Consider the following 18,378-nt stretch of genomic DNA (forward strand, 5'->3'; position numbering starts at 1 on the left):
CGCGAAGCCGCCTTGTTGATGGTGGCCAGGGATGGGGCACAGGAACTGCTCCATGGCCAGGGCTGGGGGCGCGATCCGATGGCAGCCGTGGTGCTCGAACGGGCAGCCCTCACCGCAGACGCCCAGGGGAAGACATCGGAAGCCACCCAGACCTGGCAGCTCCTGTTGGATCGCTTTCCCAAAGCACCCGGCTCCGCCTGGGCTCGTTTGGCGCTTGGCAACAACAACCCAGTGCTTCATCAGCAGCTGCTCCAGCAGCAACCCGCCCACCCAGCAGCCCTGACCTTGGCGGCTCGGGATGGCTCCGAAGCGCTGGCAAGCCATCAAGGCGCCCTGCACCTGGCCCGTTGGAATCCACGCCGAGCCGGCGCACTTGAGCTGATGCTTGACGCCTGCCAAGCGAAAGGGTCGCAGGCACCGCAGCCCGAACAACGCCAAACCTTGGCGCAGGCACTGGCAAAACGAGGCCATGCCGAAATTGCACTGACCTGCCTTCAAGAGCTCAATGCTGCCCCCGAGACCCAGTTGGCCATCGGTCGTTCACGGCTGCTGAATGGCGACCCTGACGCGGGCACTGCTCAACTGCTGACGCTGGCGCAGACCCATCCAAACCACCCCGCCAGCCTTGAAGCGGCTCGGATCTTGAGCGAACCGCTCGATCCCGACCCTGGTGTTATCGATCGTCTACCGGCTGCCCTTGAGGAGCGCTCAGCCGCTGTTGCCGCGGCCCGCGTAAGACTCGCCGGCGGCGATGGGGCGGATACCGCCCTGAGACGCTGGCCCAACGACCCCGACATCTGGCAACTCCAATGGGACCTAGCCCGTGAGGCGTTTCTCGCTGGGGATTGGAATCGTGCCCGCGACCTGCTGGAACGCCGCCACGAGGTTGGGCCTCTGCCTCCTCCGATGGAGGCGCGGCGGCTGTTCTGGCTGGGGCGCAGCCATAAGGAACTCGGTGATGTGGCAGAGGCGGGACGCACCTGGCGCCGCCTTATCAGGGCCTTCCCAGGGGGCTACTACCGATGGCGCGCCATGGAGCAGCTGGGCATAGCCAAACCCCTGGATTTGCGATCCCCAGACCCGCAACAAGAGTCACCAACCTGGCAACCGCTCAACAGCCATCACAGCCTGGTGAACGAGCTCTGGCGACTGAGCCAAGTGCACGCCGCCTGGGAGGCCTGGCAGGCCCTTGGAGATCCTGCAATCCCGCCGCCACCCGAGGAACGTCTCGTCGAGGGCAGGCTGCGCCTGGCCGTCGGGGACACCTGGATGGGACTGAATCAGCTCTGGTGGCTCAGCCTCCGCTGGCGTGATCCGAGCTGCCACCAACGCAGTCTTCTCCATCGCAGCCAATTCCCTCGCCTCTTCGAAGCCGAGATACAGACAGCGGCCAAGCAAGAAAACCTTCAAGCCAATCTGCTGCGAGCGATCGCCAAACAGGAGTCTCGCTTCGCACCCGGAGTCGTCTCCCCTGCCGGGGCCGTTGGCGTGATGCAATTGCTGCCTTCCACGGCCACAGAGATGGCTGGCGCACCCACCAGCCCGCCGATGCTGAAGGATCCCGCCAACAACTTCAAACTGGGCGCGCGCTACGTCAACCAATTGCTGAAGCAATGGGAGAACGACCCCTTTCGCAGCATTGCCAGCTACAACGCCGGGCCAGGTGCTGTGGCGGCTTGGACGCAACCCACGGATGCGAACGACGCCGCGCTTTGGGTGGAACGTATCCCCTACCCGGAAACGCGCTTTTACGCCAAGAAAGTGCTCGATAATCTGCTTGGTTACCTAGGCGGCAATCAATCCTTCTGCGGAGATGCTGACGCTGGGGTGCGGCAGCAGCGTGCCGGCGACGATGCCAGCCATCACGATCAAACTCATCAAAACCAGGCAGAGTCCAGCAGCGGGAAGAACCCCGATGCGAATGAGATCAAGCCGGGCCAACAACAAGGCTGAAGCCAGGATGAGCACGTCGGTGAGCACATTGAGCTTTAACAGGTAGATGCCACCGGTGATCACCACTAGCAGCGTCACCACCAACGTCATCACCCGGCTTGATGCCATGAGCAACGACACCTGTCGCAACAGCAGATTCGGCATCGTGCAGAAAACGACAACCACCTGGGTCTGCAGCAGCACGAAACACCAGAACCAGACCGCACTCACGCCGTAGAGAGACGTGAAGGTGGGCTGAACAATCTGCCAATGGTTGCCGAGCAAAACCGCAACGAAAAACAGCACCGTCAGCAACGGCGCCCGAACCGGAAGGCTCAGCAGTCGCAGAATTGGCATGAATTCAAGTTAGCGGCGGCCTTTCGAAGGAGCTGCCAGAGTGATCGCAGCGGTTGAAGTGCGATGACAGGCACCCCGGAGTCTTCGCCCCTTGGCACGGCACAGCGATGGGTGCTGGTGCTGATCGCGGTGGCTCTGGCATTTGGCTTGGTCATTCTGCGCGGCGGCATTCAGAGCGAAAGCCCGATGGAGCAGCTGGCGAGACGGTCCCTCGACCCGCAAACGGCGTTAACCAATGGACGCCCAACGCTGATCGAGTTCTACGCCGATTGGTGCCAGGTCTGCAGGGAGATGGCTCCCTCGATGCTGGAGTTGGAGAAGAAATCGCGGGATCGACTTGATGTTGTTCTGGTGAACGTCGACAACCCACGTTGGCAAGATCTCGTTGATCGCTACAACGTCAACGGCATCCCTCAGCTGAATCTATTTAACGCTGAAGGAGAGCCGAAGGGGCGATCCCTTGGTTTGCGCAGCCCTGAGGAACTCCAGCTGATCACCACAGCACTGCTTGAGGATCAGCCGCTTCCGGCTCTGCCAGGCGTCGGCAACGTCAGTCAGCTGCAAACCTCCAGCTCCGCTGACAACACATTGGCTGGAGCGTCGAGCCAATCCACGGCCGGCCCCCGCAGCCATGGTTGACACGCCTCGCCATGATCACCACAACTCGTCACTCTGACGCTCCCATGGACCGCTTTCGGGTCGATCTGATCGCAGCTACGCCGAACCCGCAGCAATGCGTGTACGCCGCCATGCATCAGGACTACAGCGAAGGGTTCGTGGCAGGAGATCGTGCCAACTGGCCCGATGAGCAGCGGGCTGGAGAGATCTGTGTGAAACGTCTGCTGTCTGGAGAGCGCGGCCACTACGGCCCGATGGAGCATGCGCAGATCGTGCTGAACGTGGGCTGGTTCCCGCACTCGGTGATGCAGCAGGCCCGCACCCATCGGGTTGGGGTGAGCTTCGATGTGCAATCGATGCGTTACACCGGTGAACGCATCTGCCGTGCAGCGGATGGAGTCCTAGACTTAGAAGAAGTGTTTTATCTGCGGCCTGCCGGCGAGTACAGCGATCGGCAGGGCAAGAAATACGCCTACACCAAAGCGCTACGTCAACAGGACCTCGATCTGTGCCGAAGCGCTGCCGTTCGCTACAGGGATCTGCTCAAGGCGGGCTTCTCCGAAGAGCATGCCCGCGGCATCCTTCCCTTCGACTACCGCCAGCACTTTGTGGTGAGCTTCAGCCTGCGGGCGTTCCTGCACTTCATGGATCTGCGGGCCAAGCTTGATGCCCAGTTGGAGATCCGCCAGCTTTGCGATCTGATGTGGCCCCACATGGTGGAGTGGGCCCCTGAATTCGCAGCCTGGTACGAAAAAAGCAGGCTGCACCGGGCGCGTTTAGCTCCTTAACCAAGAGAGATCTAGACCTTGGCTAGCGTCACTCTCTCGGGCTGATACTGGTACTTGCCTTGTCGATCGCTGTAGGTGGTCGAGCAGGGATCACCCTCGAAAAACAGCAGCTGACAGATACCTTCATCGGCATAGATCCGGCAGTCAGCGCCGGAACTGTTGCTGAATTCAAGGGTGAGGTGACCCTCCCAGCTCGCTTCAGCTGGGGTGGTGTTCACGATGATTCCAAGGCGGGCATAGGTGCTCTTGCCCAAACAGATCACGGTGATGTTGGGAGGAACACGCAGCTTCTCCAACGCCACACCGAGGCCGTAAGAATGTGCCGGAAGGATGAAGTAGCGCCCGTCTTCATCCTCATGAAGAGGGGTGGGCTCGAGGTTGGCAGGGTTGAACCGCTTGGGGTTCATCACCGTGCCAGGAACATGCCGGAAGATCAGAAATTCCTGAGGAGACAGGCGCAGGTCGTAGCCGTAGGACGAGCAACCGAAACTGAGTACCGGTCGCAGCTTCTGCTCCGGCTCAAGGTGACGGACCAAACCACTCTGGAATGGCTCGATCATTCCCTGCCCGGCCTGTTCAGTGATCCAGCGATCGCACTTGAGCATCAGAAACCTCGGCGCAACTCCGTGACTTGATCTGCCATCTCCACCACAGCGGAGGGGATTGCAGGTCCAGTGATGATCACATCCATCGAAGCGGGCCGCTGCTCAAGGGCTGAAATGACGTCCGCTTCATCAAGGTATCCGAAGGCCACTGCAAGGCCAATTTCATCCAAGACCAGCTGGTCGAGATCTCCCTGGATCAGATGCTGGCGGCAGATGCACCAAACGTTAGCCACAGCCTCCGCGCCACCGGGATAGCCAGGCGAGGAAAGGCAGAGAGGCACTTCAGGCCGCAGCCAGACAAGCCTTCCACAGAGCTTAACTCGTCCGGCCGGTCCCTGATGAACGCCCCCTTTGAGGAACTGACTGATCAGAACACGACTACCCAAGCCGGCAGCTCGCATGGCTTGACTCAGAACATTGGCGAAGCTGCCTCGGTAGGGCGCTGTATGCACTTGCAGCTGCCCTTCTGGAGCCACCAGATGTAGGGGTGGCGGATCAGAGAGAGGAGGCAAGGGCCTTAGGCCCGCCCGCTGCAAAGCCTGCTGATCCCGCTCCAGGGAGTTCTGGAAGGCTTGGGGGTCAGCGAGGCTTGTGGTCATCACGTCAGCATCTGTCCGGGCGACCCCGGCGAGACCTTGAATCTAGCGGCGAGATCACATTCAACAAGAGGATTAACACCACCCATGGTGTTTGGACAGGACGAGAACCAACCGCCTGCGAGGCTTGACGAACTGCACACCACCGATGAGCCACTCCCCTGAACACCGCGCTGATGGCCGTCGCCCGCAGCAGTTGCGACCGTTCTCGGTGACCTGGAATCCCATGGGGTTTGCCTTGAGCTCCCTTGTGGTTCACACCGGCCGAACCGCTGTGCTCTGCAGCGTCTGCTTGGAGGACAAGGTTCCCCGCTGGCGCAAGGGAGAAGGGTTGGGATGGCTCAGCGCCGAATACCGGCTGCTGCCCGGATCCACCCCACAACGGCAATCACGGGAGCTGATGAAACTCTCGGGTCGCACCCAGGAGATTCAGCGATTGATCGGCCGGAGCCTGCGCGCCGTGATCGATATGGAGCGCCTTGGTGAACGCACCTTGCTGATCGACTGCGACGTAATCCAAGCGGACGCCGGCACCCGGACGGCCTCGATCACCGGGGCTTGGCTCGCCCTGGAGCAGGCCTGCCGATCACTGGTGGAACAAGGAGTCCTGGAGCAATCACCCCTGGTCGACCAGGTGGCGGCCGTGTCCGTCGGCTTGGTGGGTGGCCAGTCCTTACTGGATCTGGACTACAGCGAAGACAGCCGAGCTGAGGTGGACCTGAATGTTGTGCAGGCCGGCGATGGACGTCTGTTGGAAATCCAAGGAACTGCTGAGGGAGCGCCCTTCAGCCGCAGCCAACTCAATGAGCTGCTGGATTTAGCCGAGCCGGGATTATCGTCCCTGATGCAGGCGCAACGTCAGGCCTTCAACGATCACAGCAGCGTTACGTAATAACCGCTACATGGCGGCCACCGCCAGCTTCGTAGCTTCGCTTCATCAGGTGGTTGTCATGACAGGTAGCCGAGGTTTCAGCCGATACGCCCCACAGATGGTGGCTCCAACTACCAGGGCAGAACCTGCCAACCGTTCTCTCCTGGAGATCATCCGGGATCTCGATGGCGCCAGCAGTGAACTAGTGGACCGCAACAAGACTATCTTCTTCCCCGGAGATCCCGCAGAACGGGTGTATCTGATCCGCCGGGGAGCCGTGCGTCTATCCCGCGTCTACGAATCGGGGGAAGAAATCACCGTGGCCTTGCTTCGCGAAAACAGCCTATTCGGAGTGCTGTCGCTGCTGACCGGACAAAGATCCGATCGTTTTTACCATGCTGTGGCCTTCACTCGGGTTGAAATGGTGACGGCGCCGGCGACCTCCGTGAAGGCCGCCATTGAAGCCGACACCAGCGTTGGGCTGCGCTTGCTGCAGGGTCTTTCCAGCCGAATTCTGCAGACCGAAACGATGATTGAAACCCTGACCCACAGGGACATGTCGTCCCGGCTGGTGAGCTTCTTGCTTGTGCTATGCAGGGATTTCGGAGTAGCGGATGAGCTGGGCATCACCATCGACCTGCGTCTATCTCATCAAGCCATTGCCGAAGCAATTGGCTCAACACGCGTCACAATCACACGTCTGCTGGGAGACTTGCGTCAATCCGGTCTGGTTCAGATTGACCGCAAGAAAATCACCGTTCTGGATCCAATCGCACTGGCAAAACGTTTCAGCTAGTCCGGCCATCGCCCGACGGTTGCAGCCATGAGCGGTTGGGCACTGATCCTGGTTCTGCTTGTGCTCGGGGGCGTGCTGTCGACACTGGGCGACCGGTTGGGCAGCCGCGTCGGCAGAGCGCGACTGAGTTTGTTCAAGATGCGCCCAAGGCGCACCGCAGTTTTAATTACGGTGCTGACTGGCAGCCTGATCAGCGCACTCTCGCTTGGCCTGATGCTGCTGGTGAGCCGGCAGTTGCGGGTGGGCCTTTTTGAACTGGATGCCCTGCAGGAGAAACTCCAGGACAGCCGGCAACAGCTGGAGGCAGCCGAGCGGGAACGGGACAAGACCCAAACGGAAACCAAGCGAATCGCCGCAGAACTCAAGCAAGCGCAGCAACGGGCCAACACCCTGCGCCTTGAACTGGCTCCTCTCCAGAAAGAGCGGGCCCAACTCGAAGCTGAACGTGAACGCCTCAGCCAAGACATCGCCACCCGCGATGCGGACATCCAGCGCACAGAAGCCGAACTCAACAGCGTTCGCAGCCGCATCCGTGCCGGTGAGCAGGAACTCAAGGAACTGGAACGCAATCTGGTCGCCCTGAGGCGTGGATCGGTGGTGATCAGCAGCGGACAGACCTTGGCGAGAGCAACGGTTCGACTCGATGCCCCGGACCAGGCAAAACAGGCTGTAGACAGGCTTTTGCAGGAGGCCAATCTCAACGCCTACGGGAAAGTGCGACCTGGCGAAGCCCCCGAACGCCAGTTGATCCGCGTTCCGCGCAGCGATGTGGAACGCCTACAAAGCATCATCCGCAAACCGGAAACCTGGGTGATCTCGCTGCGCTCCGCCACCAATGTGCTGCGGGGTGAAACAGCGGTTTACGCCTTCCCCGAGGTGCGTCCCAACCGGCCAGTGGCCCAACGCGGAGACGTGCTGGCCACCACCACACTGCAACCGAATGAACGCACACCAGAGGTCATTCGCACACGGCTGAACCTTCTCTTGGCCTCGGCCTATGCCGAGGTGCAGCGACGGGGATCGCTGAGCGAGGGCCTTCGGTTCGATGGATCAGCCCTCTCCCGACTGGCCCAGAACCTTATGGAAGGACCCAGCCAATCCATGGGCTTGGAAGTGATTTCTGCAGGGGTCAGCAACAGCGCCGATCCTGTCGTCGTCACAATTCAGGCATCCCCATGAAACGGGTGGCCGTTCTCGATCCAGGCCGCTGCAAATGTGGTCTCGTGCTGGCTGATCTTCAGCTCGGCCTTGTACGCGAAGGGCATGTGCTGGCCCCGGACGCTGTGGAACCCTGGCTGGAGCAGTGGAATCACGACCAAGCTCTCGACCGCATCCTGATCGGTGACGGCACAGGCAGCCGAGCCTGGATCAAGCGACTGGAACGGCTGGGCCATCTCACCGTGATTTCTGAACATGGAACAACGCTGAGGGCAAGACAGCGTTACTGGACCTTATGGCCGGCTCGAGGTTGGCGACGGATGCTGCCGGGAGGGCTGCGCATTCCGCCGGTGGATCTGGATGCTGTGGCCGCTTTGGTCATGCTCGAGGAGCACCTGCAGTGCCGCCTGAAATGGCCGGAGCCTGCTCCCACTTTCTCACTCAGAACCTGGCCCTAACCATGAAGGTGTAGTCACCCCCCGGTTCCAGCCTGTAATCAGAACGCACCAAAAAGCGCCGAAGGGCATCCTCGATAAGGGCTCGTCCCAAGGACGGCTCCACCATCAATTCGCCGCGGTCAAAGGCCCAGGAGAACTGCCACTCGAAGCCTCCAGCTGAGACTTCACCCTCCACGCACTTGGCCTGAAAACACTGGCGGAGCACCCGCAAATGGGCCGTTGTCGCCGGGAGAGCCGGCATCAGTCGACCGGCTCCAGGTCATAGCGAAAGCCGTTGATCCAGGTTCCAGCACAATCAAAGCTCTGGCGCTGAAGACGTTGAATCCCTTCCAGAACAGCATCAAGAACAGCGCCTACACAAGGTTGTTCCACCTTGCTAAACGGTCCTAGAACATGGGACACCGTTCGAGCGCGACGCTCAGCAGGATTCTCAGCCGGCGCACCAATACCGATCCGCAGCCTGGGAAACGCCTGAGTCCCTAGATGCTGAATGGTGCTGCGCAAGCCGTTGTGGCCACCGGCGCTGCCCTGGGCCCGCAATCGCAAACGACCGAGCGGAAGATCCATGTCGTCCACCAGCACCAGCAGTTGGTGGGGTTCCAGGCCGAGCCAATCAAGGGCAGCACGAATTGCACGACCGCTGTCATTCATGTAGGTCTGAGGCATCAGCAAGCGCAGCCTCTGCTCACCGACCCCTGTATCTGCTGCAAGACCATGCAACTTGGCTTGCTGACGAAAACTGAATCCAGAGCGCTCACCCAAAAGCTCTAAGGCCATGAAGCCGATGTTGTGGCGAGTGCCTGCATATTTCGCCCCCGGATTGCCCAGTCCCACCACCAGCTTTAAATCAGTGGTCATACCGCTGGAACAACTCAGTCGCTGGGGGGAAGTTCTTCGGCCGGCTTCGCAACGTCACCGGACACCTCAGGTTCAGCCATGGCTTTGTTGATCTCGCGCTCGAATTCTTTGGACGCAGATTGGAAGCCCTTCAGGGTTTTTCCGAGGGTCCGGCCAAGTTCTGGCAAGCGTTTCGGCCCGAAGACCAAAAGAGCAACGGCGCCGATAACCGCCATTTCGGGGAGACCGACGCCAAAGATGTTCATGGGTGCTGATCAGCCGAGGCCGTTCCAGTTCACGTTGATGCCGTCGAGGATGAGGGACTTGTTGTACAGCTGAAGAATTACGAGCAGAAACACCAGGAACAGCACCATGAAGATGCCCATCACCGGAGTGGTGCCCCAACCGGGAACCACCTTGCCGTACTCAGAGTTCAGGGGGCGGAGAAGGTCTCCCAGACGGGTGCGTTGTGCCATGGGGACGCCGGGTCTCGGGTGGTTTGAAGTCTCGATACTGTAGGGGCCGACTCCGGTTCGGGGTTGATCCTGTCGAGAGATGTGATGGAAACGTCGTCCCCAGCCCTGTCCGTCGCCATTGGCGTACTCGCTGTTTTGTTCGGACTCACCGGATTTGGTGTGTACCAGGCCTTTGGACCTCCATCAAAAGCACTCGACGACCCGTTCGACGATCACGAGGACTGATCAACCACCAGGGAGACGAGTTCCCCCGGGGCGATCACCACTGCATCAGAAGCATCGGAATCTGCTTGCCTGCGGACACTCCACCCCGCACCGGGGGTCCAACAGCAGCGTGCTGACCCCGCATTGAGCAGCTTCAGCAGGCAAGCGTCGACATAGCGCTCCAAGGCCACCGGCACGAGTTGAAGCGGCATCGATGGGAACCACTGACGCAGCTCCGCAGGCAAAGCCGCACACCACCCGGGCTCGCGAAACGCAATGGCCGCCTGCGGCACACCGGCATCACTCCAGGAGCCGGAGAACGGCATAAGGGCCAAACGCTGGCGATGCCATCCCTGATCGGCGCTTGGGTCAGGCCAGGTCGGACCGCGCAGCAGCGAAATGCCGAGTCGGTCTGAAGACCAATCAACACCCTGGGGGCCGTCCATCAACACAGCCATCCCGCCTCCGGGAGCTGGCGACTGCGAAGCGAGCCATGAGATCACAGGGACTTCCCAGCGGGCTTGTTCCCGAGCCGTCATCGGTTCAGAGGGCCGTTCGATCACCCCTCCGCTGGTGTCGGCAGCGATACGGACAGCAGGGGTCGCCAATGGCAGGTCCAGGCGCAGCAGCTCATGGGTCTGACACCAGTCGACACTGCAGATCAGCTCCAACCAGGGCGTGTCGGCCTTCAGCCGCAGGTCCAGACGCATACAACTGGCGCCGAGCTGGCGCCGCAGCACCAGATGAGACACCAGGGGGCCCTGGTCGAGCCATTCCACGACATCTAATGAAAGGACACCCAAGGGCTGGGATCGGTAGTCCGCCGCCAGATCCCAGGCATCCCAGAATTCGCCCCGGTCCCGATATCGCTCCAACTGCAGGGGGGAAGACAACTGACTTCGTCCATCGCGATCCCGCAGAGCCAGCAGTCCTGCCGCGGAGACATCAATGTCGATCAGACCATTGCCCACGCGCCAAACTCCCGCCCCAAGCGACGCGATGACCACAGGCTGACGGGGTTGAGCAGCGCCGAACGCCAAGCCTGGTTCACGCCGGAGCGGCACAGAACAAATCCCGTGCTGACGCGGTAACTGCACCCAGGTGCCACCACCGGCAGCCGCTTGCTGCGGCAGTGAAACTGCGTTGGCTGACCACGACCCCACCGGAAGACGAACCAGAGGAGACCAGGAGGCCAAGGGCTGCAGACCCCACCAACTCCATTCCGCCGCTGTGCCCTTCAGCCGAGGCAGCCTTGCCAGCCGCCGGTCGCGCTCGCAGCGGGCCTGGCGCCGGGCCGAGCGCCAAACCGGTTCCGCCTGTTCAAAAACCTCCGGGATCGAAGTTCCTGGAAGAATGTCGTGAAACTGCTGAAACAACAGCGGGCGCCAATCGCTGACACCGCCTTCGCGGCCGGCCATGGCCAACAGGGCCGAAGCAGTGTCGGCTTCCCGCAAAAGCCGCTCAAGTGTTCGGTTGTGGCGCTTCTGATCGGGACGGCTGGTGGCGCAACCGCGGTGCAACTCCAGGAAGAGCTCATCGCGCCACACCGGCCAGGCCTGATCGTCCTGCTGCAGGTTTGTCAGGAACTCCCGCACAGTGCCGGCACGGGTGGGCAAGGCGGCCGCTTGGCCCTCCCAGAGCTCGATCTCCTCCAGCAACTCCTCGGTGGGACCACCACCGTGATCACCAACACCAGGAATCCAGAGCGCCGCCTCCAGCCCCGTGGCCTGATGCCATGCCCGCTGCTCTCCCAGCATCACCACAGGATCGGCTCGACGCCCGATCGGCGGCAGCATCAGGCTGCGCAATTCAGACCGTCCCCGTCCGCGCCAGCGGAACAAACGATGGGGGAAAGGGTTCTCAGCATTCCAGGCCAGCTTGTGGGTGCAGAACCAGCGCACACCAGTGGCTGCCGCCACCGCAGGCAGGCCAGCAGCGAAGCCAAAGCTGTCCGGCAACCAGGCCAGCTCATGGGTCCATTCCGGGAAGCGGCGCCGGCTGTCGTCCTGACCGAGCACAAACTGATTCCACAACGACGCCGTGCTGACCAGCACACAGTCCGTCTCCACCCAAGGGCCATTGATCGGTTCCCAGCGGCCGGCGCGGCTGGCCACCTGGATCTCCGCAAACAGAGCCGGGCGATGTTGCTCCATCCAGGCGTAGAGAGCCGGCGTGGAATGGGCAAAGCGCAGCTCAGGCCAGCGACGCATCAGAGCCAACGCTGATCGGAAGGTGCGTTCAGCGGCCTGCCAGGTGTCGGCGACCGGCCAGAGCCAAGCCAGATCGAGATGGGCATGACCCAGCCAATGCAACGACCCTCGTGGAGGGTCCACCTGATCCAGGTGCGTTGCAACAGCGGCCTGCGCCTCAACACCGCTGGGATTCAGATCCGCCCAATGCGATGGCAGGTCTCCATCCGCCGCCAAATACAGTTCCAAGGCAGCAGGCAACAAGGTGCCCTCGGGATCAGGGCCAGCGGCCTGCGGCTCCAGGTCGAGATGACTGCTAATCAGAGCTCCGTCGTCATGCAAAGGGCTGCAGAGCTCCAGGACAAGATCCAGCGCCGCCCCCTCACGACAACCCTCAGGCAACGGCCAACGACAGGCGGTATCGAACAGATCTCCCTCATGAACCAGCACACCATCCACCCAGAGCCGCATCTGCTCGGCCCACCAGCTCAGCACCAGCCGGGCACGGCAGGAATCACTGGCACACCATCCATCAGGCCAGCTCAACCGCTGCTCAAGCCGCAGCCACTGTCGCCCCCTTGGCCAGATCAGCAGACCACGTTTGGCCCAGTCAGGACGGTGCGTTGATCCCCAGCTGTCATCGAGGAAAAACCCAGCCTGGGTGGCGCCTGAGCGGCGCCACCCGGCGCGCAAATCACGACGCGAGCGACTGCGAAACGTTTCAATCCACTCCGATCGACCGACCTGATCAGGGTTCATTCCCCTTCTGACGCTGTCATGCCCCATAAGATGATGCCCTTGTCACAGACGCCGGTCGGTCTCCATGCTCGCCCTCAAGATCTCCGTCTACTCGGTTGTCTTCTTCTTCCTCGGCATCTTTGTGTTCGGGTTTCTTGCGAGCGATCCAAGCCGCACCCCCAGCCGCAAAGACCTGGAAGATTGATTCACTCTTCCAATCAGGCCGCGCCACACACTGGTCTGATCAGACCGTGATTTCCCAAATGAGCTGGCAAGCTCAAGGGCTCCAGCAGGATTGCCTTGGCGGCGCACCGCCTTCTTTTTGTATTGACCGGAACCCTGATCACAGGGCTAGCTTCCGCCTTGCCAGCAACGGCCCGTTCCGCTGAATCACGGTCCGAGACAATTTTTCAAGCTCCTGCGAACCTTAAAGTTCGCGCTGACCGCCAATATTCCGACACCAAGTCGAAAGTCAACGTCGCTGAAGGCGACGTTTCTGTTTTCCTCGGGAACGCTGAACTGCACGCCGATCGCATCGAATTTGATGCGGCCTATCGCACGCTCTACGCTCGCGGCGCTGTCCGCTTCAGGCGCGGCAGTCAATACTTTCAAGCGTCAAGCTTCCGTTACAACCTCGTTCAACAGGAAGGTCTGCTCAATGATGTTTATGGGGTCATCGACCTCGAGGAGCCCCTCTCCAATCCCCTAAACAACCTCCAAACGAACACAGCGGTTGCTGAGTCAGCCACGCCAGCAAGTCGAGCAGACTTGCCTCCCGTGGCCTGTCCACCACTGCTCGCTCCGGTTCCTGACTGGCATCCTCAGCCCTGGGCAGTAACGGCATGGGGCGGTCAGATGATTGATGCAGATTTCGGCCCCGCTTTCCTTTTCGACGGTCGAATGCGTCCAGAAGTCCTGCTGGGCATCGGCTTACAGAAACGAATCAAGAAAGCAGGCCCATTTGCCATTGAACTTGAGGCTGACTTTTTCCACCACATTGCCAATCAGCAGCAGGCTGGTGAATTCAACCAAAGCCAGCCCTACGCCGAACTCACTTCCCAAAGCTTTAACGAAGTGATTCTGGGAATCGGAGCACGTTTATGGGTTCAGCCCTGGCTGAGTTTCAGCGTCATTGAAGGCGTCAGCTACAACACCGATGTCAGCCTGTACGAAAAAACCTTCCGCGAGAACAACAGCCAACTCCTGAACTATTTGGGCTTCGAAGTTGAAGCTGCACTATCCCCCGACTTATCACTAGTCGGCAGGATTCACCACCGCTCCGGAGTTTTTGGTCTTTACAACGGAGTCTCGGGGGGCAGCAATGGTTACTTGCTTGGCCTCCGCTACCGCTGGGGAAGGGACATGCCCAAACGTGAGAGCGCTGTCATGCCCCCGCTACCGGCATGTGAAGGACCCGATCGCGCCCAACGCATCAAACCCTCGTCCCTCTCTGACCGCCTCGACTCGATTGCTTTCGGCGATGGAGGTCTTCCGCAGCGCCACGTCTCGATCAACAAGACCACCAAGCAACAATCGATTCCCCCGGCAAAGCAGCAGTCCATGCGCAATGAGGCGATCGCCCAGATCGACCAGCGGATTTCGAACATTGCTTCAAAGGGCAGCTTCAGCATCGAGCAACGCGGAGGAATCAGAACCAAGCGCTCAAATTCTTCAATTCAGGATGAAAACCGCTTTGGAGCAATCCGACCTACTCAACTGAAGATTCGCGGAAAAACTCAGCTTCTTACCGGAACGATTAGTCGCTGGAGAGTTCAAGCCTCAAAGGTCTTAATCACAAAGGATGGCTGGAAAGCTGATCGAATGGGTTTCAGCAACGACCCCTTCACACCGGCGCAAACAAGGATTGATGCAGAGGGTGTTGTCGCCAGGGAACAAGCCAATGGCGACGTGCTGATTTCGGCGCGGCGCAACCGCCTGATCTTCGAAGAGCGATTGCCCATCCCAGTTACGCGTCGACAACGCATAAAAGGAGAGGAAGATGTGGAAAACCGTTGGGTCTTTGGGTTCGACGACAGGGATCGTGACGGCTTCTACGTTGGACGCAATCTCAAGCCGATTCAGCTAAATCGCGATTTCACACTGACTCTAGAGCCCCAGTTCATGGTGCAACGAGCCAACAATGGCGAAACCAGTAGCTATCCAGCACCGGGCAAATCAGCCGACAGTGAACATGTCGACCAGCCCACCACGACTGCTGACCTGTTCGGCCTTGAAGCCAAACTCAGGGGACAGCTCTGGGATTGGGACATCAACCTGAAGAGCGACATAAGCAGTTTCAAACCGCAGAATTTTGCCAACGGCACCCGCTACTGGGGCACTATCGAAAACGATTTCGAGCTGCCCTGGGTCGGGGACGTCACCGCCCGTTTGTTTGGCGCTTATCGCTACCGGACCTGGAATGGCTCCTTGGGAGAAACCAATGTGTACTCAGCACTGGGTGGTTTCATCGAGCAGAGACAGGCCTTCGAATTGGGCAAGTTGAGCAACTCCTATATATGGCGAATCGGTGCAGGTAACTACCAGGCGGACAGCTTCACCAGCACCAATCTCACTGAAACCCTGCGTTCCAACTTCTATGGCTCCCTCACCAGCAGCTATCCGATCTGGCGCGGAGAGACTGCTCCTCTAACCCCGGAGAAGGCATACCGCTACTCACCGGTAGCGATCGTTCCAGGCCTCAGTCTCAACACCAATGTCAACACCCTCCTTTCGGCCTACGGCAATGGCACCAGTCAAAGCACAATCAGCTTGTCGGGGGGCTCTTCTCTCACTCTGGGAACCTTCAGCAAACCCTTTCTTGACTACACCAAGCTTTCGATCAGCGGCGGTATCACCATCAAACAGGGCAGCAGCCCCTTTGATTTCGACCAGGCCATCGACTTGGGCACTCTTGGCATCGGCGTCACCCAACAGATCGCTGGTCCCTTAATCCTTAATGCAGGCTTCGGAGTCAATGTAGATCCAGCTTCCGAGTACTACGGCGACGTAATTCACTCCAACATCGAACTGAGCTGGCAACGACGTAGCTACGACATCGGGCTCTACCTCAATCCCTACGAAGGTATCGCCGGTTTCCGATTCAGACTCCACGACTTTGACTTCAAGGGCACAGGCGTGCCGTTTGTGCCTTACACCCCAACGAACTGGATGGAAACCACCAACACTGATCGACCCTTCTGATCAATCAGCACCCCCGATGATCAGATCGCTGCCAAACAGTGAAGCTCCGGCGTAGCGCATGCCGGAGGTCCGCACGTTCGGTGCATAGGCATTGATCACCTGAGCCTCCCGCAGATCGGCATTGCGCAGGTCCACGCCAGACAGCTCAGCATTGGTGAGGTTGGCTCCCCGCAGGTCAGCACCTTCCAGCAACGCTCCCGTTAGGTCAGCACCTTCCAGATTCGCCTCCCTCAGATCGGCGCCTCGCAGATCACTGCCGCGAAAATCTGCACCGATGAGATGGGCCTGACGGAAATCCGCCTGGCGGAGATCACAGCCAGGACAGCTGCGATCCAACGGATCATGGGGCTGCACCTGAAGCGGAACGGCCCCAGCAGGAACCACACCGGCAACAACAAAAAGCGGCAACAGGGGCAATAACAACCGCGACAGCGAATGGGCCATTGAGATCCAACCTCCGAATGCAACCTCCTATCTCTTTCATAGACACAGGAGTCGCACTTGGCTGTTACTTGGAGGCGAACTGGTTGATGTAGGGCAGTGTTTGCATCAATTCCGCAACCTGGGGGCCATGCTCCAAAAGCTGGGACGTCGCATCCCAACGACCGCTGCGCAGCATGTCGAGAGGACCGGGATCGATCGACACAGGCCAGCTGGACTCCGCTGAGGTCAGTTGCAAACCAGCGAGGTCCAGGCTCCAGGAGCGTTCCGGCTCACGATCCACCTGCGCCTGAATCGCCTTGATCTGCTCCGGGCTTGCCGTTGCACAGGGGATGCCAAGGGCGAGGCAATTGCCGTAAAAGATCTCGGCAAAACTGACCCCAACCACCGCGCGAATTCCCCAGCGCATCAACGCCTGAGGTGCATGCTCACGACTGGAACCGCAGCCGAAATTGCCGTTCACCACCAGGACCGAGGCCCCCTGATAACGGGCCTGATCAAAGGGATGCTCACCGGAGAGTTCGAGACGGTCATCGGCAAACACCTGGTCGCCCAACGCCTCGAAACTGACGCATTTAAGGAATCGTGCCGGAATGATCCGATCCGTGTCGATGTCTTCACCGGGGACAGCAATGGCCGTTCCACTCACCTGTTGAACCGGACCAGTCGGGAAGAGAGCCATCACGATGCGGACGGAGAAATCAAAGTACGGACATCGGTCACACGACCGTTAATGGCAGCTGCGGCCACCATTGCTGGACTCATCAACAACGTCCGGCCACTGGCCGATCCCTGCCGACCCTTGAAATTGCGGTTGCTGGAGCTGGCGCTGATCTGACGACCCTCCAGCCGATCCGGATTCATGGCCAGACACATCGAGCAGCCCGGCTCCCGCCACTCAAAGCCTGCGGCACGGAACACCGCATCCAGCCCTTCAGCTTCAGCAGCCTTCGCCACCTGCTCCGAGCCGGGAACCACAAACGCCTTGATGCCTTCAGCCACCTGGCGCCCACGGGCCACGTCGGCAGCCGCACGCAGATCGCTGAGACGGCCATTGGTGCAGCTGCCGATGAAACAAACATCCACAGGCACCCCAGCGATGGCCGTTCCCGGCTGGAGATCCATGTAGCGGTAGGCCTCCTCCGCAATCGGACGCTCGCCTGGATCCAGTTGATCAAGGCTGGGCACCGTTTCATCGATCCCCAGTCCCTGCCCGGGGGTAATGCCCCAAGTCACCGTGGGTGGAATCGCAGCGGCATCAAATACCACCTCGTCGTCGACCGTTGCGTCGGGATCAGTCGCCAGGGAGCTCCACCAGGCGACAGCGCGGCTCCAGGCGTCACCCTCTGGAGCATGGGGGCGACCTTTCAGATACTCAAAGGTGACCTGATCGGGATTGACGTAACCGCATCGGGCTCCCCCCTCGATCGCCATGTTGCAGAGGGTCATCCGCTCTTCCATCGACAACGCCTCGATGGCAGAGCCGGCGAACTCGTAGGCGTAGCCAACGCCGCCTTTCACACCAAGGTGGCGAATCACATGCAGGATTAGATCCTTCGCCGACACGCCCTCTGCAAGAAGGCCATTCACCTGAATCCGGCGCACCTTGAGCTTGTTCATGGCCAGGCTCTGGCTGGCCAACACATCACGCACCTGACTCGTGCCGATGCCAAAGGCGATCGCCCCGAAAGCGCCATGGGTGGAGGTATGGGAATCACCGCAAGCCACCGTCATGCCCGGCTGGGTTAGGCCCAGCTCCGGGGCAATCACGTGAACGATGCCCTGCCGGCCGCTGCCGATGTTGTTCAGAGGGATGCTGTGCTCCTGGCAGTTCCTTTCCAAGGTGCTGAGCATCTCCTCCGCCAACGGATCGGCGAACGGCCGTTGCTGCGAGGTGGTCGGCACAATGTGGTCCACCGTGGCCACCGTGCGCTCAGGACAGCGCACCGTCAGGCCTTTGTCCTTCAAAGCCGAGAAGGCCTGAGGACTGGTGACCTCATGGATCAGATGCAGACCGACAAACAGTTGGGTGGATCCGCCGGGGAGGTCCGCCACCCGATGCAGGTCCCACACCTTGTCGTAGAGGGTGCCGGAACTCAACAGTTCAGCCGCA

At 60.2% G+C, this 18,378-nt stretch carries 20 protein-coding genes and 1 pseudogene; 10 read left to right on the forward strand and 11 right to left on the reverse strand.

Going from position 1 to position 18,378, the window contains the following annotated elements:
• Nucleotides 1-906 precede the first annotated feature (906 nt).
• Nucleotides 907-1,698, forward strand: a pseudogene (locus FZX09_RS09580) (transglycosylase SLT domain-containing protein); the annotation flags it as partial.
• Nucleotides 1,699-1,785: 87 nt separating this feature from the next.
• On the opposite strand, the gene FZX09_RS09585 reads toward FZX09_RS09580, so the two are convergent.
• Nucleotides 1,786-2,289, reverse strand: coding sequence for a hypothetical protein (locus tag FZX09_RS09585; RefSeq protein ID WP_226402283.1), 504 nt, complete (start codon nucleotides 2,287-2,289; stop codon nucleotides 1,786-1,788).
• 63 nt (nucleotides 2,290-2,352) lie between these two features.
• Here FZX09_RS09585 and FZX09_RS09590 point away from each other — a divergent pair, with 63 nt between their 5' ends.
• Nucleotides 2,353-2,928 carry a thioredoxin domain-containing protein gene (locus FZX09_RS09590; RefSeq protein WP_226402285.1) on the forward strand — a complete coding sequence of 192 codons (576 nt, stop codon included), beginning with the start codon at nucleotides 2,353-2,355 and terminating at the stop codon, nucleotides 2,926-2,928.
• Between the two features lie 44 nt (nucleotides 2,929-2,972).
• Nucleotides 2,973-3,695: an FAD-dependent thymidylate synthase gene (thyX, locus tag FZX09_RS09595; RefSeq protein WP_226402287.1), complete on the forward strand. Its 723-nt coding sequence runs from the start codon at nucleotides 2,973-2,975 to the stop codon at nucleotides 3,693-3,695.
• 11 nt (nucleotides 3,696-3,706) lie between these two features.
• Here the strand turns inward: thyX and dcd are convergent, their stop codons facing one another.
• Together dcd and FZX09_RS09605 are read right to left on the reverse strand one after the other, a co-directional pair.
• A complete protein-coding gene (dcd, locus tag FZX09_RS09600; protein ID WP_226402289.1) occupies nucleotides 3,707-4,300 on the reverse strand; it encodes a dCTP deaminase in 594 nt (197 codons plus the stop codon).
• On the reverse strand, nucleotides 4,300-4,899 hold the full coding sequence (locus tag FZX09_RS09605; protein WP_226402291.1) for a cob(I)yrinic acid a,c-diamide adenosyltransferase: 600 nt from the start codon (nucleotides 4,897-4,899) through the stop codon (nucleotides 4,300-4,302). Before FZX09_RS09605 ends, dcd begins: the two co-directional genes overlap by 1 nt.
• A 145-nt stretch (nucleotides 4,900-5,044) precedes the next feature.
• On the opposite strand from FZX09_RS09605, the gene rph reads away from it, so the two are divergent.
• From rph to FZX09_RS09625, 4 genes are read left to right on the forward strand one after another with little or no spacing between them, the layout of a single operon-like run.
• The gene (rph, locus tag FZX09_RS09610; protein ID WP_226402293.1) at nucleotides 5,045-5,788 is read left to right on the forward strand and encodes a ribonuclease PH; all 744 of its coding nucleotides are present in this window, start codon (nucleotides 5,045-5,047) and stop codon (nucleotides 5,786-5,788) included.
• A 58-nt stretch (nucleotides 5,789-5,846) separates the two neighbouring features.
• Nucleotides 5,847-6,563, forward strand: a complete 717-nt coding sequence (ntcA, locus tag FZX09_RS09615; RefSeq protein WP_226402295.1) for a global nitrogen regulator NtcA — start codon at nucleotides 5,847-5,849, stop codon at nucleotides 6,561-6,563.
• A gap of 27 nt (nucleotides 6,564-6,590) precedes the next feature.
• Nucleotides 6,591-7,742: a DUF3084 domain-containing protein gene (locus tag FZX09_RS09620; RefSeq protein WP_226402297.1), complete on the forward strand. Its 1,152-nt coding sequence runs from the start codon at nucleotides 6,591-6,593 to the stop codon at nucleotides 7,740-7,742.
• Complete coding sequence (locus FZX09_RS09625; protein ID WP_226402299.1) at nucleotides 7,739-8,179, forward strand: resolvase; 441 nt, start codon at nucleotides 7,739-7,741, stop codon at nucleotides 8,177-8,179. Before FZX09_RS09620 ends, FZX09_RS09625 begins: the two co-directional genes overlap by 4 nt.
• Here FZX09_RS09625 and FZX09_RS09630 read toward each other — a convergent pair.
• The 4 genes from FZX09_RS09630 to psbH are packed head-to-tail and all read right to left on the reverse strand — an operon-like array spanning nucleotide 8,163 to nucleotide 9,492.
• Nucleotides 8,163-8,420 carry a DUF3146 family protein gene (locus tag FZX09_RS09630; protein ID WP_226402302.1) on the reverse strand — a complete coding sequence of 86 codons (258 nt, stop codon included), beginning with the start codon at nucleotides 8,418-8,420 and terminating at the stop codon, nucleotides 8,163-8,165. The genes FZX09_RS09625 and FZX09_RS09630 overlap by 17 nt on opposite strands.
• On the reverse strand, nucleotides 8,420-9,037 hold the full coding sequence (pth, locus tag FZX09_RS09635; protein ID WP_226402304.1) for an aminoacyl-tRNA hydrolase: 618 nt from the start codon (nucleotides 9,035-9,037) through the stop codon (nucleotides 8,420-8,422). Before pth ends, FZX09_RS09630 begins: the two co-directional genes overlap by 1 nt.
• 14 nt (nucleotides 9,038-9,051) lie before the next feature.
• Entirely contained in the window at nucleotides 9,052-9,282 is a 231-nt protein-coding gene (locus tag FZX09_RS09640; protein ID WP_226402306.1) for a TatA/E family twin arginine-targeting protein translocase, read from the reverse strand.
• 9 nt (nucleotides 9,283-9,291) lie between these two features.
• A complete protein-coding gene (gene psbH / locus FZX09_RS09645; RefSeq protein ID WP_226402308.1) occupies nucleotides 9,292-9,492 on the reverse strand; it encodes a photosystem II reaction center phosphoprotein PsbH in 201 nt (66 codons plus the stop codon).
• 84 nt (nucleotides 9,493-9,576) lie between these two features.
• On the opposite strand from psbH, the gene psbN reads away from it, so the two are divergent.
• Nucleotides 9,577-9,717, forward strand: a complete 141-nt coding sequence (gene psbN, locus FZX09_RS09650) for a photosystem II reaction center protein PsbN (RefSeq protein WP_011363291.1) — start codon at nucleotides 9,577-9,579, stop codon at nucleotides 9,715-9,717.
• Here the strand turns inward: psbN and FZX09_RS09655 are convergent.
• A complete protein-coding gene (locus FZX09_RS09655; protein ID WP_226402310.1) occupies nucleotides 9,705-12,644 on the reverse strand; it encodes a glycoside hydrolase family 38 C-terminal domain-containing protein in 2,940 nt (979 codons plus the stop codon). The two genes, psbN and FZX09_RS09655, sit on opposite strands and share 13 nt — an antisense overlap.
• A gap of 64 nt (nucleotides 12,645-12,708) precedes the next feature.
• On the opposite strand from FZX09_RS09655, the gene FZX09_RS09660 reads away from it, so the two are divergent.
• Nucleotides 12,709-12,828: a photosystem II reaction center protein I gene (locus FZX09_RS09660; protein WP_006042333.1), complete on the forward strand. Its 120-nt coding sequence runs from the start codon at nucleotides 12,709-12,711 to the stop codon at nucleotides 12,826-12,828.
• 95 nt (nucleotides 12,829-12,923) lie between these two features.
• The gene (locus tag FZX09_RS09665) at nucleotides 12,924-15,824 is read left to right on the forward strand and encodes a DUF3769 domain-containing protein (protein WP_226402312.1); all 2,901 of its coding nucleotides are present in this window, start codon (nucleotides 12,924-12,926) and stop codon (nucleotides 15,822-15,824) included.
• Here the strand turns inward: FZX09_RS09665 and FZX09_RS09670 are convergent, their stop codons facing one another.
• The 3 genes from FZX09_RS09670 to leuC all read right to left on the reverse strand — a co-directional run bounded on the left by FZX09_RS09670 (nucleotide 15,825) and on the right by leuC (nucleotide 18,365).
• The gene (locus FZX09_RS09670) at nucleotides 15,825-16,268 is read right to left on the reverse strand and encodes a pentapeptide repeat-containing protein (RefSeq protein WP_226402314.1); all 444 of its coding nucleotides are present in this window, start codon (nucleotides 16,266-16,268) and stop codon (nucleotides 15,825-15,827) included. It abuts the gene before it with no gap.
• Nucleotides 16,269-16,332: 64 nt separating this feature from the next.
• A complete protein-coding gene (gene leuD, locus FZX09_RS09675; protein WP_226402316.1) occupies nucleotides 16,333-16,947 on the reverse strand; it encodes a 3-isopropylmalate dehydratase small subunit in 615 nt (204 codons plus the stop codon).
• On the reverse strand, nucleotides 16,947-18,365 hold the full coding sequence (gene leuC / locus FZX09_RS09680) for a 3-isopropylmalate dehydratase large subunit (RefSeq protein WP_226402318.1): 1,419 nt from the start codon (nucleotides 18,363-18,365) through the stop codon (nucleotides 16,947-16,949). Before leuC ends, leuD begins: the two co-directional genes overlap by 1 nt.
• Nucleotides 18,366-18,378: the final 13 nt, after the last annotated feature.

Source organism: Synechococcus sp. MU1643, assembly GCF_020514095.1.
Lineage (GTDB): Bacteria > Cyanobacteriota > Cyanobacteriia > PCC-6307 > Cyanobiaceae > Parasynechococcus.